This window comes from Streptomyces sp. NPDC104202 (genome assembly GCF_055584185.1).
Map to the genome: position 1 here is coordinate 34063 of NZ_JBVJMN010000004.1, position 23729 is coordinate 57791.

19 protein-coding genes are annotated in these 23729 nt (G+C 75.8%); 9 read left to right on the top strand and 10 right to left on the bottom strand.

What is annotated here, in order from left to right; genetic code table 11:
* Positions 1-12: 12 nt before the first annotated feature.
* The 4 genes from ACZ60W_RS04010 to ACZ60W_RS04025 form a co-directional block, all read right to left on the bottom strand.
* The gene (locus ACZ60W_RS04010; protein ID WP_469753772.1) at positions 13-678 is read right to left on the bottom strand and encodes a response regulator; all 666 of its coding nucleotides are present in this window, start codon (positions 676-678) and stop codon (positions 13-15) included.
* A complete protein-coding gene (locus ACZ60W_RS04015) occupies positions 675-1946 on the bottom strand; it encodes a sensor histidine kinase (protein ID WP_469753773.1) in 1272 nt (423 codons plus the stop codon). The genes ACZ60W_RS04010 and ACZ60W_RS04015 overlap by 4 nt, the downstream gene beginning before the upstream one ends.
* A 133-nt stretch (positions 1947-2079) precedes the next feature.
* Positions 2080-2334, bottom strand: a complete 255-nt coding sequence (locus tag ACZ60W_RS04020) for an acyl carrier protein (protein ID WP_469753774.1) — start codon at positions 2332-2334, stop codon at positions 2080-2082.
* A gap of 58 nt (positions 2335-2392) precedes the next feature.
* A complete protein-coding gene (locus ACZ60W_RS04025; protein ID WP_469753775.1) occupies positions 2393-3253 on the bottom strand; it encodes a class-II aminoacyl-tRNA synthetase family protein in 861 nt (286 codons plus the stop codon).
* 417 nt (positions 3254-3670) lie between these two features.
* On the opposite strand from ACZ60W_RS04025, the gene ACZ60W_RS04030 reads away from it, so the two are divergent.
* The 4 genes from ACZ60W_RS04030 to ACZ60W_RS04045 are packed head-to-tail and all read left to right on the top strand — an operon-like array spanning position 3671 to position 9230.
* A complete protein-coding gene (locus ACZ60W_RS04030; RefSeq protein ID WP_469753776.1) occupies positions 3671-4837 on the top strand; it encodes a phytanoyl-CoA dioxygenase family protein in 1167 nt (388 codons plus the stop codon).
* Positions 4819-6123, top strand: a complete 1305-nt coding sequence (locus ACZ60W_RS04035) for a DUF6271 family protein (RefSeq protein WP_469753777.1) — start codon at positions 4819-4821, stop codon at positions 6121-6123. The genes ACZ60W_RS04030 and ACZ60W_RS04035 overlap by 19 nt, the downstream gene beginning before the upstream one ends.
* A gap of 49 nt (positions 6124-6172) precedes the next feature.
* Complete coding sequence (locus tag ACZ60W_RS04040; RefSeq protein ID WP_469753778.1) at positions 6173-7939, top strand: condensation domain-containing protein; 1767 nt, start codon at positions 6173-6175, stop codon at positions 7937-7939.
* 1 nt (position 7940) lies between these two features.
* Positions 7941-9230 (top strand): MFS transporter, encoded by a 1290-nt coding sequence (locus ACZ60W_RS04045; RefSeq protein ID WP_469753779.1) that lies wholly within the window; start codon positions 7941-7943, stop codon positions 9228-9230.
* Between the two features lie 94 nt (positions 9231-9324).
* On the opposite strand, the gene ACZ60W_RS04050 is transcribed toward ACZ60W_RS04045, so the two are convergent.
* Together ACZ60W_RS04050 and ACZ60W_RS04055 are read right to left on the bottom strand one after the other, a co-directional pair.
* Entirely contained in the window at positions 9325-10722 is a 1398-nt protein-coding gene (locus tag ACZ60W_RS04050) for an amidase (protein WP_469753929.1), read from the bottom strand.
* Positions 10723-10859: 137 nt separating this feature from the next.
* Positions 10860-11654, bottom strand: a complete 795-nt coding sequence (locus ACZ60W_RS04055) for a polysaccharide deacetylase family protein (protein WP_469753780.1) — start codon at positions 11652-11654, stop codon at positions 10860-10862.
* A 218-nt stretch (positions 11655-11872) separates the two neighbouring features.
* Between ACZ60W_RS04055 and ACZ60W_RS04060 the strand changes: the two genes are divergently transcribed.
* A complete protein-coding gene (locus tag ACZ60W_RS04060; RefSeq protein WP_469753781.1) occupies positions 11873-12400 on the top strand; it encodes a GNAT family N-acetyltransferase in 528 nt (175 codons plus the stop codon).
* A 114-nt stretch (positions 12401-12514) separates the two neighbouring features.
* On the top strand, positions 12515-12916 hold the full coding sequence (locus ACZ60W_RS04065; RefSeq protein WP_469753782.1) for a hypothetical protein: 402 nt from the start codon (positions 12515-12517) through the stop codon (positions 12914-12916).
* A 132-nt stretch (positions 12917-13048) separates the two neighbouring features.
* Here the strand turns inward: ACZ60W_RS04065 and ACZ60W_RS04070 are convergent, their stop codons facing one another.
* Positions 13049-13888 (bottom strand): LysR family transcriptional regulator, encoded by an 840-nt coding sequence (locus ACZ60W_RS04070; protein WP_469753783.1) that lies wholly within the window; start codon positions 13886-13888, stop codon positions 13049-13051.
* Positions 13889-13993: 105 nt separating this feature from the next.
* Between ACZ60W_RS04070 and ACZ60W_RS04075 the strand changes: the two genes are divergently transcribed.
* The gene (locus ACZ60W_RS04075; RefSeq protein ID WP_469753784.1) at positions 13994-14719 is read left to right on the top strand and encodes an SDR family NAD(P)-dependent oxidoreductase; all 726 of its coding nucleotides are present in this window, start codon (positions 13994-13996) and stop codon (positions 14717-14719) included.
* Between the two features lie 263 nt (positions 14720-14982).
* On the opposite strand, the gene ACZ60W_RS04080 is transcribed toward ACZ60W_RS04075, so the two are convergent.
* Both ACZ60W_RS04080 and ACZ60W_RS04085 read right to left on the bottom strand, forming a co-directional pair.
* Complete coding sequence (locus tag ACZ60W_RS04080) at positions 14983-17403, bottom strand: polysaccharide lyase 8 family protein (protein WP_469753785.1); 2421 nt, start codon at positions 17401-17403, stop codon at positions 14983-14985.
* Positions 17404-17794: 391 nt separating this feature from the next.
* On the bottom strand, positions 17795-18937 hold the full coding sequence (locus ACZ60W_RS04085) for a LacI family DNA-binding transcriptional regulator (RefSeq protein ID WP_469753786.1): 1143 nt from the start codon (positions 18935-18937) through the stop codon (positions 17795-17797).
* A gap of 315 nt (positions 18938-19252) precedes the next feature.
* Here ACZ60W_RS04085 and ACZ60W_RS04090 point away from each other — a divergent pair, with 315 nt between their 5' ends.
* Together ACZ60W_RS04090 and ACZ60W_RS04095 are read left to right on the top strand one after the other, a co-directional pair.
* Positions 19253-20749, top strand: a complete 1497-nt coding sequence (locus ACZ60W_RS04090; RefSeq protein ID WP_469753787.1) for an MFS transporter — start codon at positions 19253-19255, stop codon at positions 20747-20749.
* Positions 20746-21390, top strand: coding sequence for a TetR/AcrR family transcriptional regulator (locus ACZ60W_RS04095; RefSeq protein WP_469753788.1), 645 nt, complete (start codon positions 20746-20748; stop codon positions 21388-21390). The genes ACZ60W_RS04090 and ACZ60W_RS04095 overlap by 4 nt, the downstream gene beginning before the upstream one ends.
* A 19-nt stretch (positions 21391-21409) precedes the next feature.
* On the opposite strand, the gene ACZ60W_RS04100 is transcribed toward ACZ60W_RS04095, so the two are convergent.
* On the bottom strand, positions 21410-23665 hold the full coding sequence (locus tag ACZ60W_RS04100) for an FUSC family protein (RefSeq protein ID WP_469753789.1): 2256 nt from the start codon (positions 23663-23665) through the stop codon (positions 21410-21412).
* Positions 23666-23729 lie beyond the last annotated feature (64 nt).

Consider the following 23729-nt stretch of genomic DNA (forward strand, 5'->3'; position numbering starts at 1 on the left):
CGCCACCGGCCGTCAGGGCACCAGGGCGGCCTCGTAGGCGAGGATGACCAGGTGGACCCGGTCGCGGGCGTCCAGCTTGGTGAAGAGCCGCGCCACGTGCGCCTTGACGGTCGCCGCGCTGATGTGGAGGCGCTCGGCGATCTCACCGTTGGACAGACCGCGCCCCACGAGGACGAGGACCTCGCGCTCCCGCGCGGTCACCTGGGCGAGCGCCACGGGCTCGCGCACCGGCCGCGGCCGCGCCTCCGGCCGGGCCGCGAACTCCGCGATGAGACGGCGGGTGACGCCCGGCGCGATCAGGGCGTCTCCGGCGGCGACCACCCGGACCGCGGCGAGGATGTCGTCCACGGCCATGTCCTTGACCAGGAAGCCGCTGGCCCCGGAGCGCAGCGCGCCGTACACGTACGCGTCGTCGTCGAAGGTCGTCAGGACCAGGACCCGGGGCGCGTCGGGCGCCGCCGTGACGATCCGGGTGGCCTCGATGCCGTCCGTGCCGGGCATCCTGACGTCCATCAGGACCACGTCCGGGCGGAGTTCGGCCGCCAGCCGGACCGCCTCGTCCCCGGTGCCCGCCTCGCCGACGACCACGAGGTCGGGGCTGTCGGCCATCAGGACCCGCAGACCGGTCCTGACCAGCGGCTGGTCGTCGACGAGGAGGACGCGGATCTGCGGGTTCACGGGGTGGGAGATCCTTCCGGGCGGGCGGTGGGGAGCGGCAGGAGCGCCGTCACGTGGAAGCCCCCTCCGGGGCGCGGGCCGGCGGAGAAGCGCCCGCCGAGGAGCGCGGTCCGCTCCCGCATGCCGACGATGCCGTAGCCGCCGTCGGCACCCTCCGCCGCGGTGGCGGTGGCGGTGGCGACCACCCGACCCGGGCCGTCGCCGGCGGACCGGGTCGGGTGGTCGGGGCCGTCGCCGGCGGGGGCCGACGGCGGGCCGTCGTCGGCGATCTCCACGACCAGGGCGTCCCCGGTCCGCTCCACGGTCACCCGGCAGACGGGCGCGGCGGCGTGGCGGACGACGTTGGTCAGCGACTCCTGCACGATCCGGTACGCGGCCAGGTCGACCTCCGGCGGCAGGGGGCGCCCCGGGTCGCCGATGTGGCGCACCTCCACGCGGACGCCCGCGTCCGCCGTCATCGCGGTGAGCCGGTCGAGGTCGGCGAGGCCCGGAGCGGGTGCGCGGGGCGCCTCGCCGGACGCCGGAGGGTCCTCGGCCGGCGTCCGCAGCGCGCCGAGGGTGCGGCGGAGGCCCGCGAGGGTCTCCCGGCTGACGGTCTCGATGACGGCGAGGGCCTTGCGGGCCTCGGCGGGCTGGGTCTCGATGACGCGGTGGCCCGCGCCCGCCTGGATGGCGACGACCCCGATGCTGTGCGCGATCACGTCGTGCAGCTCGCGGGCTATCCGCAGCCGTTCGGCGGCCACGGCCTGGGCCGCGGCGGCGGCCCTCAGCCGGTCCGCGTGACCGCGGCGCTCGCGCACCGACCGGCCGAGGAGGCCGGCCGTGAGCAGGGCGAGCGCGAGCGCGATGCTCGTGCTGACGAACACGTCCTGTCCGGACGCGACGAAGGTGGTGGCCGTGATCTGCGCGACGAGCGTGCCGAGCGCGGCCGGCAGCAGGACCCGCAGCGGACGCTGTGCGGCGATCCGGCCGACGACGACGTCGGCGGCGAGCACCGGCAGGTACAGGAGCAGGGACTCGGGCCGGGCCGTCGCCGCCGCGAGCAGGCCGCCGAGCAGCAGCACGAGGGCCGGGAGCGGGCGCCGCCTCGCCAGCGGCAGGGCCGCCCCCACCGCCACCGCGCCGAGCAGGAAGCGCAGTCGGGTGGAGTGGTGGGGGCCCGTCCCCAGGGAGAGGAAGAGGACGAACGGGTGGGCGGCGGCCGCGCACCAGGCGAGCACCGTCGTCATCCGCCCGCTCGGCGGGGCTGCGGTCGGGGTGGCGGTCATGATCACGATCGTAGGCGGGGGCCTCAGCCCGCACATCGGCCCGGGGACGTACGCCCGCGGGCCACCCTCCGTCCCCGGACGCCGCGCCCCGCCGCCGTGAGGCCCGTGGGCGGTTCCGGGGCGCCGGACCGGGTCAGCCGGCCGGGGCCGGGGCCGCGGCGGGGCCGGCGTCGAGGAAGCGGGCCCGGACGCGGTTCAGGGTGCGGAAGTCGTCGATGGTGACCTCCTGGAGGTCGATGGAGCTGCCGGACATGTCCTCCAGCAGGTCGATGAACTCCAGGAAGTCCATGGAGTCGATGAGCCGGGCCTCGATGAGGTCCTCGTCGGCGTCGATCGCTCCGTCCAGGCCCGGGTTCTTCTCGTGGAGCCAGTCGGTGATGCGTTCCATGGGGCGGGGTCGCTCCTGTTCCTCGGGGTGGGGCGGGGGTGGCGAAAGGGCGCCGGGGTCAGGGCCGGGCGGCGTCGAGGACGTGCTCCAGCGCGCGTTCGGGGGTGCCGTGGGCGAGGATCATCGCGTGGACCCAGCGTTCGACGCCGAAGGCGACGCAGGCGCTGTAGGCGGGGCCGTGGGAGCCCGCGCGGATGTCCAGGCGCTCGCCGAAGAAGTTGCGGTGGCGGTTGACGGAGGCGATGGCCGTGCCGTCGGGGGCGCTGAACTCGTGCTTGACGGGGTCGAGCGCCATCAGCCGGGCACGGGATCCGCCCTTGTCGTAGAACGGGTCGTCGGCGGTGGCCCGGGTGAGGTCGAGGCCGAGCCGGACGGCCAGCTCCTGGACGAACGCGGCGCCGCTCTCCAGGTGTTCGACGGCTCCGTCCTTCGTGCCGAGGTAGAGGACCTCGCGCATGTGGAAGCCCCAGAGCCGGCGCAGTCCGTCGTAGTGGGTCTCGTTGCGGAAGCAGCGGCCGGCGGCGGAGAGCCGCAGCCCGCCGTCGCCGACGTCCCGGCCCTCCAGGGAGAGCAGCAGGCCGTAGCAGGTGGCGGACGGAAGGAGGTAGCCGGTGGGCCGGAGCGGCAGGCCGCCCGGCTCCTCGCCGGCCGCGAGGCCGTCGAGCGCCTCGGGGGTGAACCGCCCCGCGGAGACGCCGAGATGGGGGAAGTTCCGGAAGAAGTCGAGCCGCGCGAGGCTCTCCACGGAGAGGAGCGGGGGGCCGGTCACCTCGGGGGCGGAGAGCCGGGCGGCGAGCCCGGTCAGCAGCCCGTCCAGGCCGTGCAGCAGGGCGGTGTGGACCGGGTCCAGCGTGATCAGTCCCGCACCGGGGTTCCTCAGGCCGCCGTCGGGCAAGGCCGTGGTGCCGGGTGTGCTCATGGAAACCGCTCCCTCTGGGCGTGGACGAACAGTCGAGGTCTTCGGCGGGCGTGCCGGACGGCCGGTCCGGGCGGGCGCCCGCCGGCCGGCCTCCCCGCGCCGGGGGGCCGCGCGGGCGGCTGGGACGGCCCGTGCACGGAGGCGTCGTCGACCCGCGGCGCGCGGGGCACGGGTCGACTGACGCCCCCTCAGGTGGCGGGCCGCCCCTGGGGACACTAGGCCAGCTTCTCGCGACTTGTCTAGACCAAAGTCGGCCCCGCGCAGGCTGATCCGCACCCCTCCGCCGAACCCCCTTCTCCACACGAAGACGACACAACTGCGCATGTCGCGAGCCGACTTGACAGGACCGATGGTCTACACCAATTCTGCTCAACGACATGGCTCCGCCGGCCTCGACCCCCGCCTCGGAGGGACCACATGACGACACCCGCAGCCGACCGCCGCCCGCGGCGCCCCTTCCTCCACCGGGCCGCCACGGACCGCCCGTACTTCAGCGCCGACGGCGAGTCCTACCTGGCGCAGACGACCCTGCGGGAGCTCACCAAGTCCCGCCCGCTGCGGGTCCTCTCCGAGGAGGACTTCGCGCACTGGCAGACGTACGGCTACGTCGTCGTCCGCGAGGCCGTGCCCGCGGCCGTGGCCGGACGGCTGCTCGACTTCACCTGGGACTTCCAGGGGCTCGACCCGCACCGCCCGGAGAGCTGGTACGAGGACCGGCCGTTCCGCTCGGACCTGGACCGCCAGCTCCACGTGTACGGCTTCGTGGAGGCGTACCACCACCAGCTCCTCTGGGACAACCGCCAGGCCCGCCGCGTGTACGACGCCTTCGTCGACGTGTGGGACTGCGAGGAGCTGTGGGTCACCCTGGACCGGCTCAACCTCAACCCGCCCAACGTCCGCAACCGCGACCGCGCCCTGATCGAGGCCCGCGACCGCGGCTTCGACATCGAGCTGCACTGGGACATCGACACCACGCTCGGCGTCCCGCCGCAGCGCGTGCAGGGCATCATCGCGCTCAACGACACCACGCCCGAGACGGGCGGCTTCCAGTGCGACCCCGAGCTGTTCCGGCGGTTCGAGGAGTGGAGGACCGGCAGCCCGGCCGACCGCGACCCGCTCCGGCCCGACGTCGACCGCGCCGAGTTCCCCGTCGTACGCCCCGAACTCCACCCCGGAGACCTGCTGATCTGGAACGGCCTGCTCGCCCACGGCGTGGCGCGCAACGTCTCCTCGGACGGGGTGCGGGCCGTCCAGTACCTCTCCATGATGCCCGCGCTCGAAGAACACGAGCGGCTGCGGAAGTCCCGGGTCGACTCCTGGCGCCACCTGCGCACCCCGCGCTGGAACCGCACCCTCGTCGGCGACCCGGTCCTGCACGAGTCGAAGCGGTACCCCACCGCCGCGCTCTCGCCCCTCGGCAGCCGCCTCCTCGGACTCACCTCGTGGCACGAGCCGGACGACACGGGCGCCGGCGACCCCGCCGGGCGGGCCACCGCGGCCACGACCGCCGCGGCCCCCGCCGCTTCCGCCCCGCCCGTGCCCGGACCGCGGAGCGGGGAGCCGGCGTGCGCCGCGTCTGCCTGACCCTTCCCACCCACCGCTCCTGCCCCGACACGATCGCCGCCGTGGCCGAGGAGGCCGCCTACGGCGCACGGCGGTTCGGCGTCGAGGTCCGGCTCGTGATCCTGGACTCCTCGGACGCGCCCGTGCTCGCCCGGCACCGCGCGGCGGTCGAGGCGCTGCCGGCGGCGCCGGGCGTCGTCGTCCACCACCTCGACGAGGACGCGCAGCGCGCCTTCCTCCGGGACGTGATCGCCCGGTCCGGCGTCGCCGGCCCCGAGCGCGTCCTCGGCCTGCTGCTGCCGGACCGGGTGTCCTACGGCGCCTGCACCGACCGCGCGTTCCTGGTCGCGGAGGCGCTCGGGTGCGCCTCGGTCCACCGCCGGGACTCCGACAGCCGCTACCAGTGCGCGGACGGCGCGCCCGTCTTCCCCGTCCACCACGAGCTGGCCTCCCTCGGCCGGCCGGCCGCCGAGGCCGCGGGCCTGGTGACCCGCAGCAGACTGGACCCGGCCTGCGCGGACCGGAACGTGGCCATGGTGGGCGCCTCGTTCGTCGGCGAGATGTCGGTGGACGTCGAGGAGATCCGCCGCCTCGACCCGGCCGTCTACCACGACGTCGTCGGGCTTTCGGTGCCCGACGGCTATCCGGAGATCTGGCGCCGGAACCTGATCGAGGAGTCCTTCCGCGGCGCCGGGACCGCCCCCTTCACCGCCGACCGGTCCACCCTGACCGAGGTCAGCCCGATGCGCGTGGACATGTGCAACATCGGCTTCGACCGCGCGGTCTACGGCCGGGTGCCGCTGCCCCCCGCCACCGACACCCTCGGCACCGACTACTTCCTCGTCCACCTGGTGCGCGACGCCCGGCTGCCCGGCGTGCTCCACAACCGGCACATCGTCAACTTCCATACCGGCGAACGGCGTTCCGACGACGGCTTCCTCGCCTACCAGCTGCGCTTCGCGAAGTTCCTGCTGGCCTCGGCGTACCTCAACACCGTGTACGCCCGCATGGCGGAGGCCGGCGAGACGCTGCTCGACGACCGGGGGCTCGTCCGCGCCCCCGCCGTCGCCGCCCTGGTCCGGGAGAGCACCCGGCTGGACCCGGCGGAGAACGCGGCGCGGCTCGACGTGCTGGACCGCTCCTACCGCACGCTGGGCGGCCGCTACGCCGCGGTGGCGGACCTCCTCGCCGCCCGCGCCGGCCTCCTCCTCGACGAGGCACGGCGGGACATGGAGGAGTTCGCCCTCCTCATCGACGTCTGGGAACCCCTGATCCGCTCCGCACCGTCCGCGAAAGGCCTCGCATGACCCGCCGCCCCCGGCCCCTCACGGGCCCCCGGCCGACCCCGCCCGTCCCGTGCCGGTGACCGCCGACGGGCCGGCGCGCCCGCAGAGCACCCGCACGGTCACCGTCGCCTACGCGGGCGGCGCACCGCGCCGCGGTCCCGTCACGATGGGGCAGGCCAACATGATCCGGTGCGTCCTGCGCGACGAACCCGTGCAGATCAACATCCACGACGTCTGGCCGGTGCCGGCGGGGACCCGTACCGGGGCGGCGCTCGACGCCCTGCGCGCCCTGGCCGTCCGGCACGAGGGCCTGCGCACCACCTTCCCCGACGCCCCGGACGGCGGCGTCCCGCGCGAGCAGGTCGTGGCGGGCGAGGGCACGTTCACCGTCACCGTCCTCGACCACGACGCGCCGCCGACCGACCCGTCGGGATACGCCGACGCGCTGGCCCGCGCGGGCCGCGTCGACCCCTTCCGGCTCGAGAGGGACTTCCCGCTCAGGATCTCCCTCGTCACCGTGGCCGGGGCTCCGGCGTACGTCGCCCTGGCCGCGAGCCACGCCGTGACCGACGTGGGCGCGCTCGCCGTCCTCCACGACGAGTGGCGCGCCCTGCTCTCCGGCCAACGGCTGCCGGAGGTCACGGCGCTGACCCCGCTCGAACTGGCGGCGGACGAGGCCGCACCGGCGGGAGTGCGCAGGTCCCGGGCCGCGCTCGACCACTGGGAGCGGATCGTCCGGACCGGTCCCCAGGCCATGTTCGCGGAGCCGGACGCCGACGGCGCGGAGGTGCGGGTGCCGTGCCTGGCCCTCCGCTCGCGGCGCGGCGCCCGCGCGCTGGCCCGGGTGGCGGAGCGGACCGGCGGCCTGCCGGCCACGGTGCTGCTGACCGCCTGGTGCGCGCTCGTCGCGCACCGCGCCGGACAGACGGCCTGCGTCACGGCCGTGCCGACCTCCAACCGCTTCCTGCCGCGGCTGGCCCGCTCGGTGAACACCCTGTCCCAGGACGCGCTGCTCTGCCTCGACGTGCGGGTCCCGACCTTCGACGCGCTGCTCGGCAAGGCGTGGGGCGCGGCGCTGAACGCCTACCGGCACAGCCGGTTCGACGCGGTCGCCCTCTGGGACATGATCGGACGCACCACCTTCGAGCGCGGCAGCCGCTTCACCCGCGACGTCGTCTTCAACGACGTCAGCACGCTCCCCGCCGGGGCCCCGCCGGCCCCCGCCGACGCGGACGGGCCGGAGCTGGCACTGGAGTGGGGCGCGGACCAGGTGCTGCCGACCCGCCTCCTCGCCTTCGTCCACCAGGCCGACCCGCTGCTGCACCTGTCGCTGTGGGCGGACCCCGGGCTGTTCCCGCGGGCCGCCGCGGAGGACTTCCTCACCGGTCTCGTCCGGCTCCTGGAGGCGGCCGCCGAGGAGGACGTGCCGCTCGACCGGCTCACCGCGGTCACCGGCGTCCGGCCGGTCGAACGGGGCCCGGAATGGAGCCTCGTGGACGGCTCGTGGGTCTCGCGCCCCGCCGTGGCGGACGCCCTGAGCCGGGCCCTCGGCGGCGTGCCCGTCCACGTCCGCCTCGACACGCCGCCGCCCGGCGATGACCCGGACGAGGACGGCGGCGGACCGGTCCTCACCGCGTACGTCGCCGCCGGCGGGGCTCCGCTGACACCGGCCCGGGCCCACGCGGCCCTGATGGACGCCCTGCCCGGCCGTCCCGGAGTGCTGGCCCCCCGCCGGTACGTGATCGTCGGGGACCCGCCGGAGGACACCGACGCCGACAGCGCGTGGCTGCGGCGCCCCCTACTCACGGAAGGCTCCGGTCGCGACCGGCAGTGGTGACATGACGATGGATGACGTGACCGTCCGGCCGGCGCCGGACGCCCTGCCCAGCCCGTGGCGCTCCCCGCGCTTCCGGCTCTTCTTCACCGCCCGCGGCACGTCGCTCCTCGCCGACGGCATGCTGATGGTGTCGATCACGACGAGCGTCCTCGCCGCGGGGTACGGCGCCGGCGGCGTGGGGTACGCGCTGGCCGCCTGGATGACCCCGATCGTGCTGCTCATCCTGTTCGGCGGCGCGCTGGCCGACAAGTTCACGCCCCGGGTGATGATGGTCGGCGCCGACGCGGTGCGGATGGCGGCCATGCTCACGCTCGCGGCCCTGCTCGGCGGGGGCGGGGTGCGCCTCTGGCACGTCATGGCGCTGATGGCGGTCAGCGGCGCCGCGACGGCCATGTTCCAGCCCGGCCTGGCCGCCCTGGTCCCCCAGGTCGCCGAGGACATCCAGCGGGCCAACGCGCTGCTGCGCATCGCCGAGGCGATCTGCACGCTCCTCGGCCCCGGCCTCGCCGGGCTCCTCGCGGCCTACTGGAGCACGGCCGGGTCCTTCCTCGTCATCGCGGCGGCGTACGCGCTCAGCGCGCTCGGCCTGCTGTCGCTGCGGGGCCTGCGGGCGGGCGGGGACGAAGGGGACGACAGCGACGACCCGTTGCTGCGGAGGCTGGCCACGGGATGGCACGAGTTCCGCTCCCGCTCCTGGCTGTGGGGCGTCATCGTCGTGTGGGCCGTGTACGGGCTGTTCGTCTTCGGTCCGTCGCTGCCGCTGGGCGCGGCCCTGCTCACCGAGCAGCACGGGGCGAGCGGCTACGGCTGGATCGCCTCCGCAGACGGCGCCGGAACCATCGTGGGCGGCCTGCTCGGCATGCGGGTCCGGCCGGGCCGCCCGCTGGTCGCGGGGGCCTGCGCCATGTTCTTCTTCACGCTCAACCCACTCGCCCCGGCGCTCGGCTGGTCCTTCACCGTCACGGCGCTCACCGGCGCCGTCGCGGGCTGCGGCTTCGCCTTCTGGGGCGTGATGTGGGCGACCAGCGTGCAGTCCCACATCCCGCTGGCCGTCCTGAGCCGGGTGTCCGCCTACGACATCGCCGGCTCCATCATGGTGATCCCGCTGGGCCGCGTCCTGGCGGGCCCCGCGGCCGACGCCTACGGCGCCGACCGCGTCCTGCTCTTCTCCTCCGTCATGGGGATCCTCTGCATCGGCGTGATGCTCGCCGTGCCCGCCGTCCGCCGCCTCGGCCGGACCCCGGCGGAGAGGACTCCCGGGCCGGCGCTCCAGGGCGTGTCCGGGACGTAGGGGCGCCCGGCCCGCGGGCCGGGCGGGACTCCGGACGGTTCCCGGGGAGGCGGGGAGGCGTCTCCCGCGGTTCCACGTCCGGCCGGGAGCGTCGTCAGGCGTCCTGGATGCGGCGGAAGGGTTGGTCGGCCTCCAGGGTGAAGGCGACGTCCAGGAGGGTGCGTTCGCTGCCCGGGCGGCCGGAGAAGAGGACGCCGACGGGCAGCCCCTCCCCGGTCGCGGCGGGGGCGGGCACCGCGATCGACGGGGTGCCGACGATGTTGTCGAGCGGGGTGAACGCCACGTACCGCAGGATCCGCTCGACGAGCTCCGGGTAGGGCACCTCGGGGCTGAGGTGCCCGATCGGCGGGGGCGTGTGGGCGAGCACCGGGGAGAGCAGGACGTCGAAGCCGCGGAAGGCAGCCGCGTACGCCACCTTGGTCCGCCTCAGCCGGCGCAGCACCCCCGGGGTCTGGCGCCAGTTCCGCACGTACGCCTCGTGGAGGCCCCGGCTGAGTCCGTCCATGCGCCGGCGGTCGAAGTCCCTGCCGAGGGTGCGGCCGGTGGTCCCGATGAGGAACGAGAGCAGTCCCCAGTAGGTGAGGAAGTCGTCGGTGAAGCGGGGGTCGATGACCGGCTCGACCGGCGCCACGTGGTGGCCGAGCCGTTCGAGCGTCGCCGCGGTGTCGGCGACGGCCGCCCGGGTGGCGGCGTCCGCGCGGACGCCGTTCGGCGAGTCGAGGAGGAAGCCGACGCGCAGGCGTCGACCCGACGGTCCCTCCACCCGGCCGACGGGCGGCAGCTTCGGGTTGCGGCGGTAGCTCTCCGCGGCGGCGAGGAAGGCGGCGGTGTCGCGCACGGAGCGGCTGACGACGCCGTCGGCGACGATGTCGAGCGGGAGCCGGGCGCTCTGCGCGTTGGCGACGACCCGGCCCCGGGTCGGCTTGAGGCCGACGAGTCCGCAGCAGGCGGCGGGGATCCGGATCGAACCGCCGCCGTCGTTGGCGTGGGCGATCGGGACCGCGCCGGCGGCGACGAGCGCGGCGCTGCCGCCCGAGGAGCCGCCGGCCGAGTGGTCCGTGTGCCACGGGTTGCGCACCGGTTCGGCGCCCTCGTACTCGGTGCTCGGGCTGAAGCCGAACTCGGGGAGCCGGGTCTTGCCGAGGACGGTGACGCCGGTGCTCAGGAACTGCCGGGCGAACGGCGCGTGCCGCCGGGCGGCCTGCGGGGTGAAGGCGGCGCTTCCGTGGCCGGTGGGGAGCCCCTCGTAGTCGGTGTTGTCCTTGACGAAGGTCGGGACACCGGCGAAGGGGCCGCCCGGGGCGGCGGCGGGCGCCGGGTCGGCGACGTGGGCCTGGACGGCGTGGAGCCGTCCCTCGACCGCCCGTACGCGCTCCGCCGCGTCCCGCGCGACCTCGCCGGCGCTCACCTCGCGGCGCCGGACCGCCGCCGCGAGCCCGACGGCGTCGTGCTCCCCCAGGGCGTCGTCCCGGAACGCGTGCACCCTGGTCATCTGCTCGTAGGACGTCACAACTACCTCACCCCGGCCGTTTGGATGGTCGTCCGCCATCATGGCGTACCGGTGAGTAACACGCGAGGGGTCGGCGTCCTGACGCGTCGTCGGGAGCCGGCTCCGGGCGGGGCGGGGCGTCAGGGGGCGGTGCGCACCGGGAAGCTGAAGGAGTGGCCGTGCTGCTTGAGCCACGGCAGCACCTGCCGGAGGGCCGCGACGGTCTGCCCGCGGTCGCCGCCGCCGTCGTGGAAGAGGATCGTCGGCCCGTTGGACAGCTGGTTCTTGACGGTGTGGACGATCGAGGCCGTGCCGGGCTTCTCGAAGTCCTTGGTGTCGACGTTCCAGCCGAGCGGGCGCATGCCCGCCGCCGCCGCGATCCGCCGGCTGTCCGGGGTGAACGCGCCGCCGGGCGCCCGGTAGTACTCGACCTTCGCTCCCCCGGCCGCGTCCTCGATCATCTTCTTGGCGTCCAGGATCTGCCGCCGCTGGTACGCCACGGACTTCTTGTCCATCGCGGTGTCGTGGGTCATCGTGTGGTCGCACAGCCGGTGGCCCTCGGCGACGACCCGCTTCACGAGGCCGGGGTGCTGCCGGGCCTGGGGGCCGATCATGCAGAAGACGGCCTTGACGTCGTGCTGCCGCAGGATGTCGAGCATCTGGGGGGTCCAGCGCGGGTCGGGCCCGTCGTCGATGGTGATGTTCACGGCCCTGCCGCCCGCCTCGGCCGCGTGCGCGATCCCCTCGGGCACCCGCTGAGCGGGGACCCGCGCGGGCTTCTGCGCCTGTTCGGTCGGCGTGCGCTCGCCGGGCGCGGCGTCCGTCCTCGCGGCGGACTCGACGTCCGTCAGCGCGGCGGCGGCCCACACCGCCAGGCTGATCCCGACCGCCGAGGCCGCCACGGCTATGTGCGTCCTGTACGTGCTCTGCCCCATGAAAACCGCTCACTCCCCGTGCGCGTCCGACCGACTCCCAGGTGAGAGGACGGTACAAGCGACGGGAAGGTTTCACGGCGGCCCGACCGTCCGGCCGGAGCGGGGCGCCTCCGCCGCCCGGAACGGCACGGAACCGCCCGGGGCCGGGCTCCGTGCGGCGGACGGGGTCGCGTACGGTGAGCCATCTCACGCGTATCCGCTGAAAGGGTGTCGGATCCATGGTCGGCGACGACTGGACCACCGCCGGGCCGGACGTACCGCCGACCGCCCGGCTTCAGTTGTGTCCCCTGCGGGTGGAACACGCCGACGAGATGGCCGTGGTGCTCGGCGACGCCCGGCTGCACGCGTTCATCGGCGGGGAGCCCGACGACGCGGAGCGGCTCCGCGCGCGCTACCGCCGCATGACGGCCGGCTCGCCGCGCCCGGACGAGACGTGGCTGAACTGGGTGGTCCGGCTGCGGGACGAGGACCGTCTGGTCGGCACGGTGCAGGCGACCGTCGTCGGCCGGACCGCCGAGATCGCCTGGGTCGTCGGCGTCCCCTGGCAGGGCCGCGGCATCGCCCGGGAGGCCGTCGGTGCCCTCGTCGAGCGGCTCGCCGCCGGCCCGGTCGACGTCCTGGTCGCCCACGTCCACCCGGACCACCACGCCTCCGCTGCCGTCGCCCGCTCCGCCGGGCTCTCCCCCACCGACCGCCGGCACGACGGCGAGGTCCGCTGGGAACGCCGGCTCGACGACCGCGCGTGACCGGGCCGGGCCCCGCCCCGGGTCACCGGCCCCGGGTCACCGGCCTCGGTAGAGTGACCGGGCCCGGCAGCCCGGGCCCACGCCCCTCGTGACCCGGAAGAGAGCCGTACGACCATGACGCTTCGTGAGGGCCTGCGCGTCCGGCTGGCGGCCGACGTCCGGCTGACCGGTTCGCTCGCCGTGGCAGGGGACCCCGACACCGGGGCGGAGCCCGTCGCCGGCTTCCTCTCCCTGGCCTCGGGCACCGAGGGCACCGTCGAGCGGGTCGAGGAGCACACCCGGGAGCAGAGCCACGAGGTCCGCGAGTACCTGCGGCTCACGTCGCTGCTCGACGACTTCGGCGCCCAGATGCCGCCCGCCAGCAGGGGTCGGCTGGAGGAGCAGGTCGGCGCCCTGGAGGCCGACTGGACGGCGTACCGGGAGCGGTCGGTGCGGGTGACGGTCCGCGTCCGGCTCGACAACGGCTTCATCCTCGACGAGGCGCAGGAGGACCTGTTCGCGGCGGCCTCCGCCTGACGGCCGCCCCCGCCGTCCCCCGCTCGTCGTCGGCACCCGCGAGCGTGTCGGCCGCCGGCCTGCCGCCCGACGACGACGCGGCGAGAGCGCGTGCCAGGCGTCGCGGGGCAGAGGGGATGGTGACGACAGGCCCTAGAGGCGGGTCGCCGTGCGGACGAGGTCGGCGACGGCGCGGGACCTGCTGTGCGGCGGCCAGGCGATGACGGTCGTGACGGCCGGCGCGTCCGGCACGGGGACCGTCGCGTGGCCGTCGCGCAGGTGGGCCCGGAGGGACTCGGGCACGACCGCGCAGGCCCGTCCGAGCGCGATCAGCTGGAACAGCTGGGTGTGGTCGCGCACCTGCGGGCCGGGCCCGTCCGGATGGCTCCCGTCACGTCGGGGCCACCGCGGCAGGGGCAGGTCCGTCAGGGCGGTGACCTCGGCCATCGTCAGGTGCGGGCGGTCGGCGCAGGGGTGCCCCGCGGGCAGGACCACGACCTGCCCCTCGGTGCGCAGTTCCTCGGTGTCGAGTCCGGAGGTCGTGTCGAAGGGCTTCTGGAGCAGGGCGACGTCGGCGCGCCCGTCGCGCAGCAGACCTTCCTGCTCGCCGGGCCCGCAGAGCACCACCTCGACGGCGACCGCGCCGGGCTCGGCGGCGTAGGCGTCGAGCAGCTTCGACAGCAGTTCGCCGGCCGCTCCGGCCTTCGTGGCCAGCACGACGCCGTGCGGTGCGGCGGCGGCGCGGCGGGTGCGGCGTTCGGCGGCCTCGACCGCGTCGAGTGCGGCCCGGGCCTCCCGCAGGAGCACCGATCCGGCCTCGGTCAGGGCCACCGCGCGGGCGGTGCGGTGCAACAGCTCCACCCCGAGCCGCCGTTCGAGCTGCCGGATCGCGCGCGACAGCGGGGGTTGGGCCATGGCGAGCCGCCGCGCCGCCCGCCCGAAGTGCAGCTCCTCGGCGACGGCGACGAAGTAGCGCAACTCCCGTGTCTCCACGGCGTCATGCTATCCGGCGCTCACCTCGGCCGATATCCGTGCGGTATCGCCGCCCACCCGGTCGGTCTTGGACGCCCGGCACCCGTCCGCACCACGCTGGACGGCATGAGTGGACAGACGATCGCGCTGGTGACCGGCGCGAACAAGGGGATCGGGTACGAGATCGCGGCCGGCCTGGGCGCCCTCGGCTGGCGCGTCGGCGTGGGTGCGCGGGACCGGCGGCGGCGCGACGCCGCGGTCGAGCGGCTGCGCGCGGCCGGGACCGACGCGTTCGGCGTCCCGCTCGACGTGGCGGACGACGCGAGCGCGGCGGCCGCGGCCGAGCTGGTCGCCGACCGCGCGGGAGGGCTCGACGTCCTCGTCAACAACGCGGCGATCACCGGCGCCGTGCCGCAGACACCCGCCACGGTCGATCCCGCGACGGTGCGGGCCGTCGTGGAGACGAACGTGATCGGGGTCGTCCGCGTCACCAACGCGATGCTGCCCCTGCTGCGCGGCTCGGCGGCGCCGCGGATCGTGAACATGTCCAGCAGCGTCGGCTCGCTCGCCCTGCAGACCACGCCCGGCGTCGACATGGGCCCGGTTCCGGCCGCCTACCTGGCCTCCAAGACCTTCCTCAACGCCCTCACCGTCCAGTACGCCAAGGAGCTGGACGGGACCGGCATCCTGGTCAACTCCGGCTGCCCCGGATACACCGCCACCGACCTCAACGGCTTCCAGGGCGTCCGTACCCCACGCCAGGGAGCGGCGATCGCGCTGCGGCTCGCGACGCTGCCCGCGGACGGACCGACCGGCGGCTTCTTCGACGACGCGGGGCCCGTGCCCTGGTGACAGGCCCACCGGCCCCGGCCTCCGGAACGCCGCCGTGCGCGCCTAAGGCCTGTCGTCACCATCCCCTCTGCCCCGCGACGCCTGGCACGCGCTCTCGCCGCACCGGGCGAAAGCGCGAGTACGCCCCGTACGAGCACTTCCACCCGGCACACCGAGAGCACGCACCAGACGCCGCAGGGCCGCCCTTCGGGCAACGAGGGGATTTCGACGACAGGCCCTCGGCCGCCGCGGGGCCGCCGCGGGCCCCGCACCGGCCTTCCGTCTCAGCCGAGCCGGACCCGGATCCGCTGGGGCGCGCCGGCGAGCCCGGTGAGGTCGCCGAAGACGAGCTTCAGCGAGGAGCCCGTCGTCGCGGCGGTGACGGAGCCGGGCCGGGACAGGACGCCGGACACCCGGCGGTTCCAGGTGACCTCCAGGGAGGTGGCGCGCCGGGACGGGTCGGAGACCACGACGGTCGCCGTCCCGTCCCGGTGCTCGCGGACGAGCACGGAGGCGGGGGCGTCGGCGGACAGCTGCCCGACGGAGCCGGCGCTCCAGAAGTTGACCGCGGTCAGGCCGAGCCGGGGCACGCGCACGCCCTGCCGGGCACCGGTGTTGGCGAGGATCCGCAGCCATCCCCGGTCCGCCGAGCGCTGGGCGGTGGTCCGGGCGCTCGCGCCGGGGAGCAGGACGTACGCGTAGTCCGCGTCCACCGGGTCGGCGCCGTGGTCGGTGAAGAGGGTCAGGTAGCGGCGGGTGAGGGGGGTGGCGGGGCCGCCGGTGTTGATGTCCCGCCAGGCGCCGGTCCGTTCCTCGCGTACGGTGCCCAGCCGCATCCCCTGGGGGAAGACGTAGCCGGCGTGGCCCGCGACGTGCGCCCAGCGGGCGTCCTCGAAGGTCCGCCGCACGCCCTGGCCGTCCGGCTGCGTGCGGCCGTCGACGGTGAGCGCGGGCGCGCCGGCCGTGCCGAGGGCCCGGTTGTCCACGGTCGTCTCGACCGCGTACCCGTCGGTGGACGTGATGCCCGCGCCCAGGCAGACCACCGCGTCGTCGAGCCAGAACCACGACTTCCTGGCGTTCATGGTCGAGGACAGGCCGATCAGGTGCTGTCCGGTGGCCCCGAACTCGCCGTCGGTGGTGCCTCCGACCCAGGCGGCGGCCGGCATGGGCTGGCCCCAGTTGCCGCCCTCGCCGTCGGCCAGCGGCTTGCGGGAGGCGGTGATGCCGGGCAGGCGGTAGGGGTCGACGGTCGGCCAGTACGCGTCCGTGTACTGGTCCAGGCCGAAGTCGTCGCCCCACCAGGAGAGCCAGCCGGCGCCGGTGTGGTAGCCGCGGGCGTGTTCGCCGTTGCCGTACTCGTAGTGGGCGATGCGCTCCGAGGCCATCGACACCGAGGCGCACCAGCCGCGGCGGCGGTGGGTGGCGCGGTCCATGTGGTGGAACAGCCGGTGCCGCACCGGCTCGGCGGCCGGCTTCACCGAGGCGTCGTCGAGGACGGCCTGCAGCAGGGCGGCGCGGACGAGGCTCAGCTTCGGGTTCCTGAGGGGCGGGAAGGAGACGTCGCGGAGCATCCAGCCCTTGACCATGGCGCGCCAGCGGGCGTTCTCCTCCGGGCTCGCGCCCTGTCCGACGAGCACGATGGTCGCGAGCAGCGCGTGCGCCCGTGTGTGGTCGGAGGTCCCGGCCCGGCTGATGCCGCGCGAGGAGACGTTGTCCATGATCAGCCCGTTGTGGACGAACGGCGCGATGGCGTTCTCCACCGTGTCCAGGAAGAGCTGAGCGTCCGGGGAGTCCACCGGCCACCGCGAGTCCCGCAGCAGGGCCATCAGCCGTCCGACGCCGTCGTGGAGGACCGAGCCGTAGCCGCCGATGTACGGGACGTTGCGGTGCTGGACGAAGGACCCGTCGGCGTAGAAGCCGTCGCCGGCGGTGACGTACGGGAAGACCGGGTCGAGGGCGGCGACCGCGCGGGCGAGCCGGTCGGGGTGGTCGCCGACGACGGAGCGCAGGATGACGCTGCGGCACAGGTCGACGCGGTTCGCCCCGGTGGAGGTGCCGGTGTAGGAGTCGAAGACGGAGTCCGGCACGAAGTGGTCGACGGCACGGCAGTACGCGGCGATCCGGTCGGCCGGCAGGTGCTCGTGGACGAGGACGCAGACGTCCATCAGGGTCTGGGCGCCGCCGATCTGCCAGTTCCACCAGTTGCCGTAGCGCGTCGTGTGCTCGTTGTAGACCCGGGCGTACAGGTGGTCCAGGCCGGTGAGGACGGCCGCGAGCACGGCCGGGTCGCCGGTCAGGCCCGTGCCGGGCTGGGCCCATGCCTGGGCGAGGATGCTCAGCCGGTTGTAGCTCTCGTTCATCATCGCCGAGAAGGCGTAGGACTCGGCGTCGGTGTCCGGCTCGGGGTCCCGCCACACGGCGTCGGGCCAGAGCGAGCCATCGGTCGGCGCCATCGCCGCCAGATGGGCCCTGGCGGTCTGGCCCAGGTCCGCCAGGAGCGTCCGGAACGGCTCGGCGGTGGGGCTGAACCCGGTGCCCAGGACGAGGTCGCGCCAGGTCGCGCGCAGGGCGGCGAACTCCTGGGGGTCCGCGGTGTCCACGGTCTCCGCGGCGGCCCCGGCGGCCGGGACGCCGGTGAGTCCGAGGGTCAGCGCGGTTCCTCCGGTGGCCTGGAGGAAGGTGCGGCGGCGGAGCGGTGCGGCCATGGGGAACCAGCCTTTGCGGAGGGGGAGTCGGGGCGCGATGCCTGGACGGCAGCCTCTGCAAGCGCTTTCTCCCCGTCAAGGGACGGCGGGGAATCGGGCAGTTTTCGGTCAGTGAGGGGGGTGAGGGCGGCGAGTCCGGGCCGGCGGGGGCCTGGGGCACGAGGCCGGGCAGGGCGGTGGCCGGGCAGGGCGGTGGCCGGGCAGGGCTGTGGCCGGGCGCGGCGAGGTCCGGGGCCGCGAGGGGCCGGGCGGGATGACGGCGGGTCAGGGAGAGGGCGGGGCGGCAGCCTCGCGCCGGGTGGTGGCGGGGCGGGGCGTACGGGGCGAGCCGGACGAAGGTGGCGGGGCGGGGGCGCACGGGGCGGCGCCCCGCAGAGGGCCGGGGCGCGCCTCAGCGCGGCTGCCGTCGCGGGCGGCCGGGGCCCGGGAGCGGCGCCCCGGGCGCGCCTCCGGCGCCGCAGGACTCCCTGATCACCAGCCGCGGCAGCCACTCGACGGCGGAGTGCGGCGCGTCCGGCTCCTCCAGGCGTCGTACCAGCAGGCGGACGGCCTCCTCGCCGACCGCGAAGGTCGCCGGGCTGACGGACGTCAGGGGCACGTCGGCGAGGGCGGCCATCTCGTCGTTGTGGCAGACGAGCGCGAAGTCCTCCGGCACCCGCACGCCGCGGGCGGTCAGCCACTGCAGGAGGTTCATGGCGTCGATGTCGGTGTGCACGAGCCCGGCCCGCACCTCCCCCGCCTCGACGAGGGCCAGGAGCCGCTCCCGGCCGGCGTCGTCGGGATGTCCCCGCGGAGCGGTCGTCGCGGGCGAGAGGTCGTCCTCGGGGAGGCCGAGCGCCCGGACCGCGGACAGGTAACCGGCGCGCACCGCGGGGGAGGTGTGGGTGTGCCGGGCGAGCAGCGCGACGCGCCCGTGTCCGAGGTCGGCCAGGTGCCGCACGGCGAGGGCCGCCCCGCCCGCGTGGTCGGACACGACCCGGTCCAGGTGGGCGCCGGGGACGCCGACGGGGATGCGCCGCTCGACGAGCACGGCGGGCACGTCGGGTTCGGCGAAGCGTGCGGCCTCCTGGGCGGTGGGGCCGCCGACGGTCCAGCTCGGCGCGAGGAGCAGGCCGTCGACCCCGGCGTCGAGCAGGGTGGCGACGTGCCGCAGGTCGCGGTCCGCCGCGTAGTCCGTGACGCCCACGAGCAGTCGCGCCCCGGCGTCGGCGGCCGCCTGCCGGGCTCCCTGGATGACCGCCCGGAAGTAGTAGTCGGAGACGGGCACCACCATGCCCAGCACCGGTCCCGCCGGCCTCCGCGGCGCACCGCGCCGGACGAGCCTGGCGTCCCGCGCGTTCAGGGGCGCGGTCGGCCACGTCACGCTGCCGTGCACCCGCCGTACGCGCCCCACGTCCGCCAGCGCGGCCACGTCCCGCCGGGCCGTCTCCACGGACACTCCCAGCTCCGCCGCGAGTTCGCCGATCCGCATGCTCTCCCGCTCCCGCACGACGCGCAGGATCCGGCGGTGCCGCCGCTCCACGCTCTCCCGCATCGGCGCCGCCCTTCGCTCCGGTCGATGGCGGGCGCAGCGTAGCCCACCGCCCGGCCGGGAGTGACCGGCGACCGGACGAACGGGCACGGAGGACGTCCGCGCGGGCACCCCGCGCCGGCGGGGCGGATGCCGCGTCCGGGGCGGGGGATCCGCTGCTCCCGCCCCGTCCTCCAGCGGGGCTCCGGCCCGGCTGGAACCGGGTGCCGGAGGATGCGGGGACCGACGGCCTTGGCAGGGGGTGCACACTTGTTTACCCTGGGGGTGAACAGATGTGCACCCCCCCTTCCCCCCCTCTCGCACAGGCTCTGGAGCACGATGAACCCCGCGATACCCGCCTCCGGCGCGACACCCGGCGCCCCTCGTGCCCGGTTCGTCGTCCCCGTCCTGGCCTTCTGCGGCGTGGTCGTGGCGGTCATGCAGACGCTCGTCGTGCCGCTGCTGCCGCATGTGCCGGAACTGACCGGGGCGAGTGCGGGCGCCGCGGGGTGGCTCGTGACGGTCACCCTGCTCACCGGGGCGGTGTTCACGCCGGTGCTCGGCCGGGTCGGCGACATGTACGGCAAGCGGCGGGTGCTGCTCGCCTCGCTCGGCGTGCTCACCCTCGGATCGGTGCTCTGCGCGGTCACCTCTCAGATCGGCGTGCTGATCGCCGGCCGGGCCCTCCAGGGCGCGGCCCTCGCGGTGATCCCGCTGGGCATCAGCATCATCCGCGACGAACTGCCCGCCGCGCGCGTCCTGCCGTCGATCGCGCTCATGAGCTCGACGCTCGGCATCGGCGCGGCCGTCGGGCTGCCCCTGGCCGCCGTCGTGACGGAGAACTTCGACTGGCACACCATGTTCTGGGCGTCCGCCGGGCTCGGCCTGCTCGACCTGGCGCTCGTGCTGTGGATCGTGCCGGAGTCGGCGGTGCGCTCGCCGGGACGTTTCGACGTCCCGGGCACGCTGGGCCTCACCGCGGTGCTGGTCGGCGTGCTCCTCGCGATCACGCAGGGCTCGGGCTGGGGGTGGACCTCGCCGCTGACGCTCGGTCTGCTCGGCGCCTCGGCGGCCGTCGCCCTGCTCTGGGGCCGGTACGAGCTGCGCACCCCGTCCCCGATCGTGGACCTGCGGGTGTCGGCCCGGCCCGCGGTGCTGCTCACGAACCTGGCGGCCCTCCTCATCGGCTTCGCGTTCTACGCGAACTCCCTGGTCACCGCGCAGCTCGTGCAGGAGCCGACGAGCACCGGCTACGGACTCGGGGCGTCGATCGTCGTCAGCGGTCTGTGCCTGCTGCCCGGCGGGCTGGCGATGGTGGCCCTCTCCCCGCTCTCGGCGCGGATCTCCGCCACGTACGGGCCGCGCACCGCGCTCGGGCTCGCGGCCGTCGTCATGGCCCTCGGCTACGTGGTGCGCTTCTTCACCAGCCACAGCCTCTGGCTGATCGTCGCCGGCGCCACCGTGGTCGCCTGCGGCACCGCCATCGCGTACTCCGCGCTGCCCGCCCTCGTCATGCGGGCCGTGCCGGTGAGCGAGACCGCCTCGGCCAACGGCCTGAACACGCTGATGCGTTCGGTGGGGCAGGCGGGGTGCAGCGCCGTGGTGACCGCGGTGCTGGCCCATCTGACCTTCGTGACGGCCGGCGGCACCGCGCCGACGCTCCACGCGTATCTGCTGATCTTCCTGATCGCGGCCGGCGCGGCCCTCGCCGCCCTCGTCGCGACCCTCCTCCTGCCCTCCGACCGCCCGCGCCGGGACGCCCCGCGCGACGGCGGCCGGGCGGACGGTACGGTCGCGGTGTCACCGCCCACCCGCGCCGCCCGAGGGAACGCATGAGCACCGCCGACGAACCCACCGCCCCGGCGACCGACGGAGCGGACCGCTCCGGCGCGCCCGACGGACGCCGGGACGCCGCGGGACCGGCCGGGGACGCGGGCCCGGAGACCGGGCGCGAGGCCATCATCCGCTCCGCACGGCGGGCGTTCACCCTCAAGCCGTACGCCGAGGTCACCATGCGCGGCATCGCCGCCGCCGCCGGGGTGAGCCCGTCCCTGATCGTCAAACGGTTCGGCAGCAAGGAGGTCCTGTTCAACACGGTCGTCGACTTCCGCCCGGCCGCCGCCGAACTCTTCGCCGCCCCGCTTCCCGACCTCGGCCGGCACCTCGTCCTGACCATGGTCGACCTCCGTGACCGGCTCCGCGGCGACCCGCTCCTCCGCGTCGTCTTCTCCCTCGGCATCGAGGACGAACGCACCCTGCTGCGCGCCCGCTTCCGCGAGCAGGTCACCGACCGGCTCACCGGCCTCCTCGCCGGTCCCGACGCCCGTCTGCGCGCCGAGCTCGTCGCCGGCCAGCTCCTCGGCCTGGGCGCCACCCTGAGTCTCCACCGCCCCGACGGCGCCACCGCCCACACCACCCCCGCGCGGCTCGCGGAGCTCTACGCCCCCGGCATCCAGCACCTCGTCGACGGGACGTGACGACCGCGCCCGGTCCGTCCTACACCGGGCGCCCCGGCTGCTCCCTCCGTCCGCCCCCGGCGGCGTCCCCTACCGGGGCCGGGGCCCGCTCCCCGTCCGTACCGGTCCCGGCGCCGGTCTCCGCCACGAGCCGCTCCAGGTCCGTCGTCAACGACGCCAGCCACGACACCGTCGCGTAGTAGGCGCGCGGTGCGCCGGGCGGATCGGCCTCCATGGTCGCCGAGGCGCTCGGGGCGTGGAGCGGCACCGGCGTCTCCGTGGTGTCGCCGGTCGGGTCCATGCGGGCGGAGGTCAGCAGCATGCCCGCCGCGACGCGGTCCCCGGTGCGGACGAGCGCCTCCGACGCCTCCGGCCCCAGCGGCGGGACGACGACCGGTTCGGCCGGGACGAGGAGCCGGTCGGCGCCCCACAGCGTGTGGTGGCCGGCGATCAGCGCGGCCTGCCAGTCCGCGCGGTGGGCCGGCGGCGGGCCCGGCCCCCGGGGTTCGCTCTGGTACTGGGCGTACGCCGACTCGGCCATCACCAGGGCGTGCTGCAGACTGCGGTGCCCCGGGGCCGTGACCACCGGGACGCGCCGCCCGCCCGCCGCGATCTGCGCCGTCGTGGCCACCACGATCTCCGCGACGACGCGGAGCAGCACCGCCACCGACCGCCGCAGTTCGTCGTGGGCGCCGCGCGGCCAGGCCAGCAGCCCGAAGACGGCCCCGATCGCGCTGCCGGTCAGCACGTCGAGCAGCCGGAACTCGGCGAGCTGCCAGGTCGCCGGCGCCAGCTGCGCGAAGACCAGCGCGACCACGACGGTGAAGAGGGCCTGCGCCCAGCCGACGCCCTTCACCGGGCCGAGCGTGAAGGTGACCAGCATCAGCGGCGGGAGCGCCACCGCGTACACCTCGATGTCGGTGCCGACGAAGCCCAGCAGCGCCGCCGCGACCAGCGCGCCGACGAGGGTGCCGGTCAGCGCCCTGCGTTCCGTCGTCCGGGTCTCGCGCACCGTCGTCCGGGTCAGGGTCAGGGTCGCCAGGAGGACCCAGAAGCCGTGCGGGAGGCTGTCGATGCCCGCGATCAGCCGGGCGGCGGCCAGGGCCAGGCTGATCCGTACCGCGTTCTGGAAGAAGACCGACCGGCCGCCCGCGTGGCCCGACAGCCGCCGCCACCACAGGCGGGGCGCCCGTTCCCGCACGTACCAGAACCGGCCGGGCGCCGGCGGGTCGGCCGCACGGCCCCGTATCGCGATGTCGGCCGCCGTGGACATCGCGAGCGCCGCGTCCGCCACCTCCAGGAGCGCCGCGCTCCGGCGCAGCGCGGCGGGCGACCCGTCCCCGGTCGCCGCCAGCGCCCCGCGCGCCTGCCGCAGGCGGTCGTGCGCCCGTCCGTCGGGCGCTCCGCCGCGCAGCCGGGCGGCCGTCTCCCGCGCGACCTCCGCGACCGCCCGCAGCGGGCCGGAGCCGTGCGCCCCGGCCTCCCCCGCGTCGCCGGCCACGGCCCCGTCGACCGCCTCCGCGGGCGGCGCCGCGTCCGGCGGGGGCGGCGGCAGCACCGCGAGCCGGCCGAGCAGGGTGCGCGTCGCCAGGCCGGTGTGGGCCAGCGCCCTCTGCCGCACCCCCGCTCCGGCCGGCCGTTCCGCCTCCGGCACCCGGGAGGAGCGGAGCTCCGTGCTCAGGGACCGGGCCGTGCGCCGCACCTCCTCCGGAAGCGTGTACGGGGCGGTGCGCAGCCGCTCCGCGCAGCGGCCGGCGGCGTCGGCGGCCCGGGCGGCCCGTTCGCGGTAGGGCAGGGCCGCCGGTTCGGGCAGCAGCGTGAGCTCCGCGACGATCAGCAGGGCGAGTCCGAAGGTGGCGCCCGCGAGGCGTTCGCCCAGCGAGCCGGGGTCGTACGGGGGGAAGGACGGCAGGATGTACATCAGCTGCAGCCCGGTGGCCGCGCCCGCGAACCGGGGCCCGCCGACGGCCATGAACGCCAGGGCGAACCCGACGACCAGCATCCCGAGGACCGCGCTCCACGTCCGCACGGACAGATAGGTGCCGAGCGTGATCAGCACCCAGCACACCGGCACCACGCCCACCAGCAGCGTGGCCCGCTGCCGCCCGGAGCCGGGGAGGCGGGACAGCCCGGCCATCGCGATGGCGCCGAAGAGCGCGTAGGTGGCGCCGACCGCCAGGTCGAAGCCGTAGAGCAGGACGTAGAACCCGGCCCCGGCGGCGATCGTGACGCGCAGCGCCCTGCGCGCCGCCGCCCGGTAGGCGGGCGGCAGCCGTCGCGGGAACGAGCCACCCATCTCCCCAGGATCGCCCGCGCGGCCGCGCCCGGCACGACGGGAGCCCGGCGGCGCCGGCGGCCGG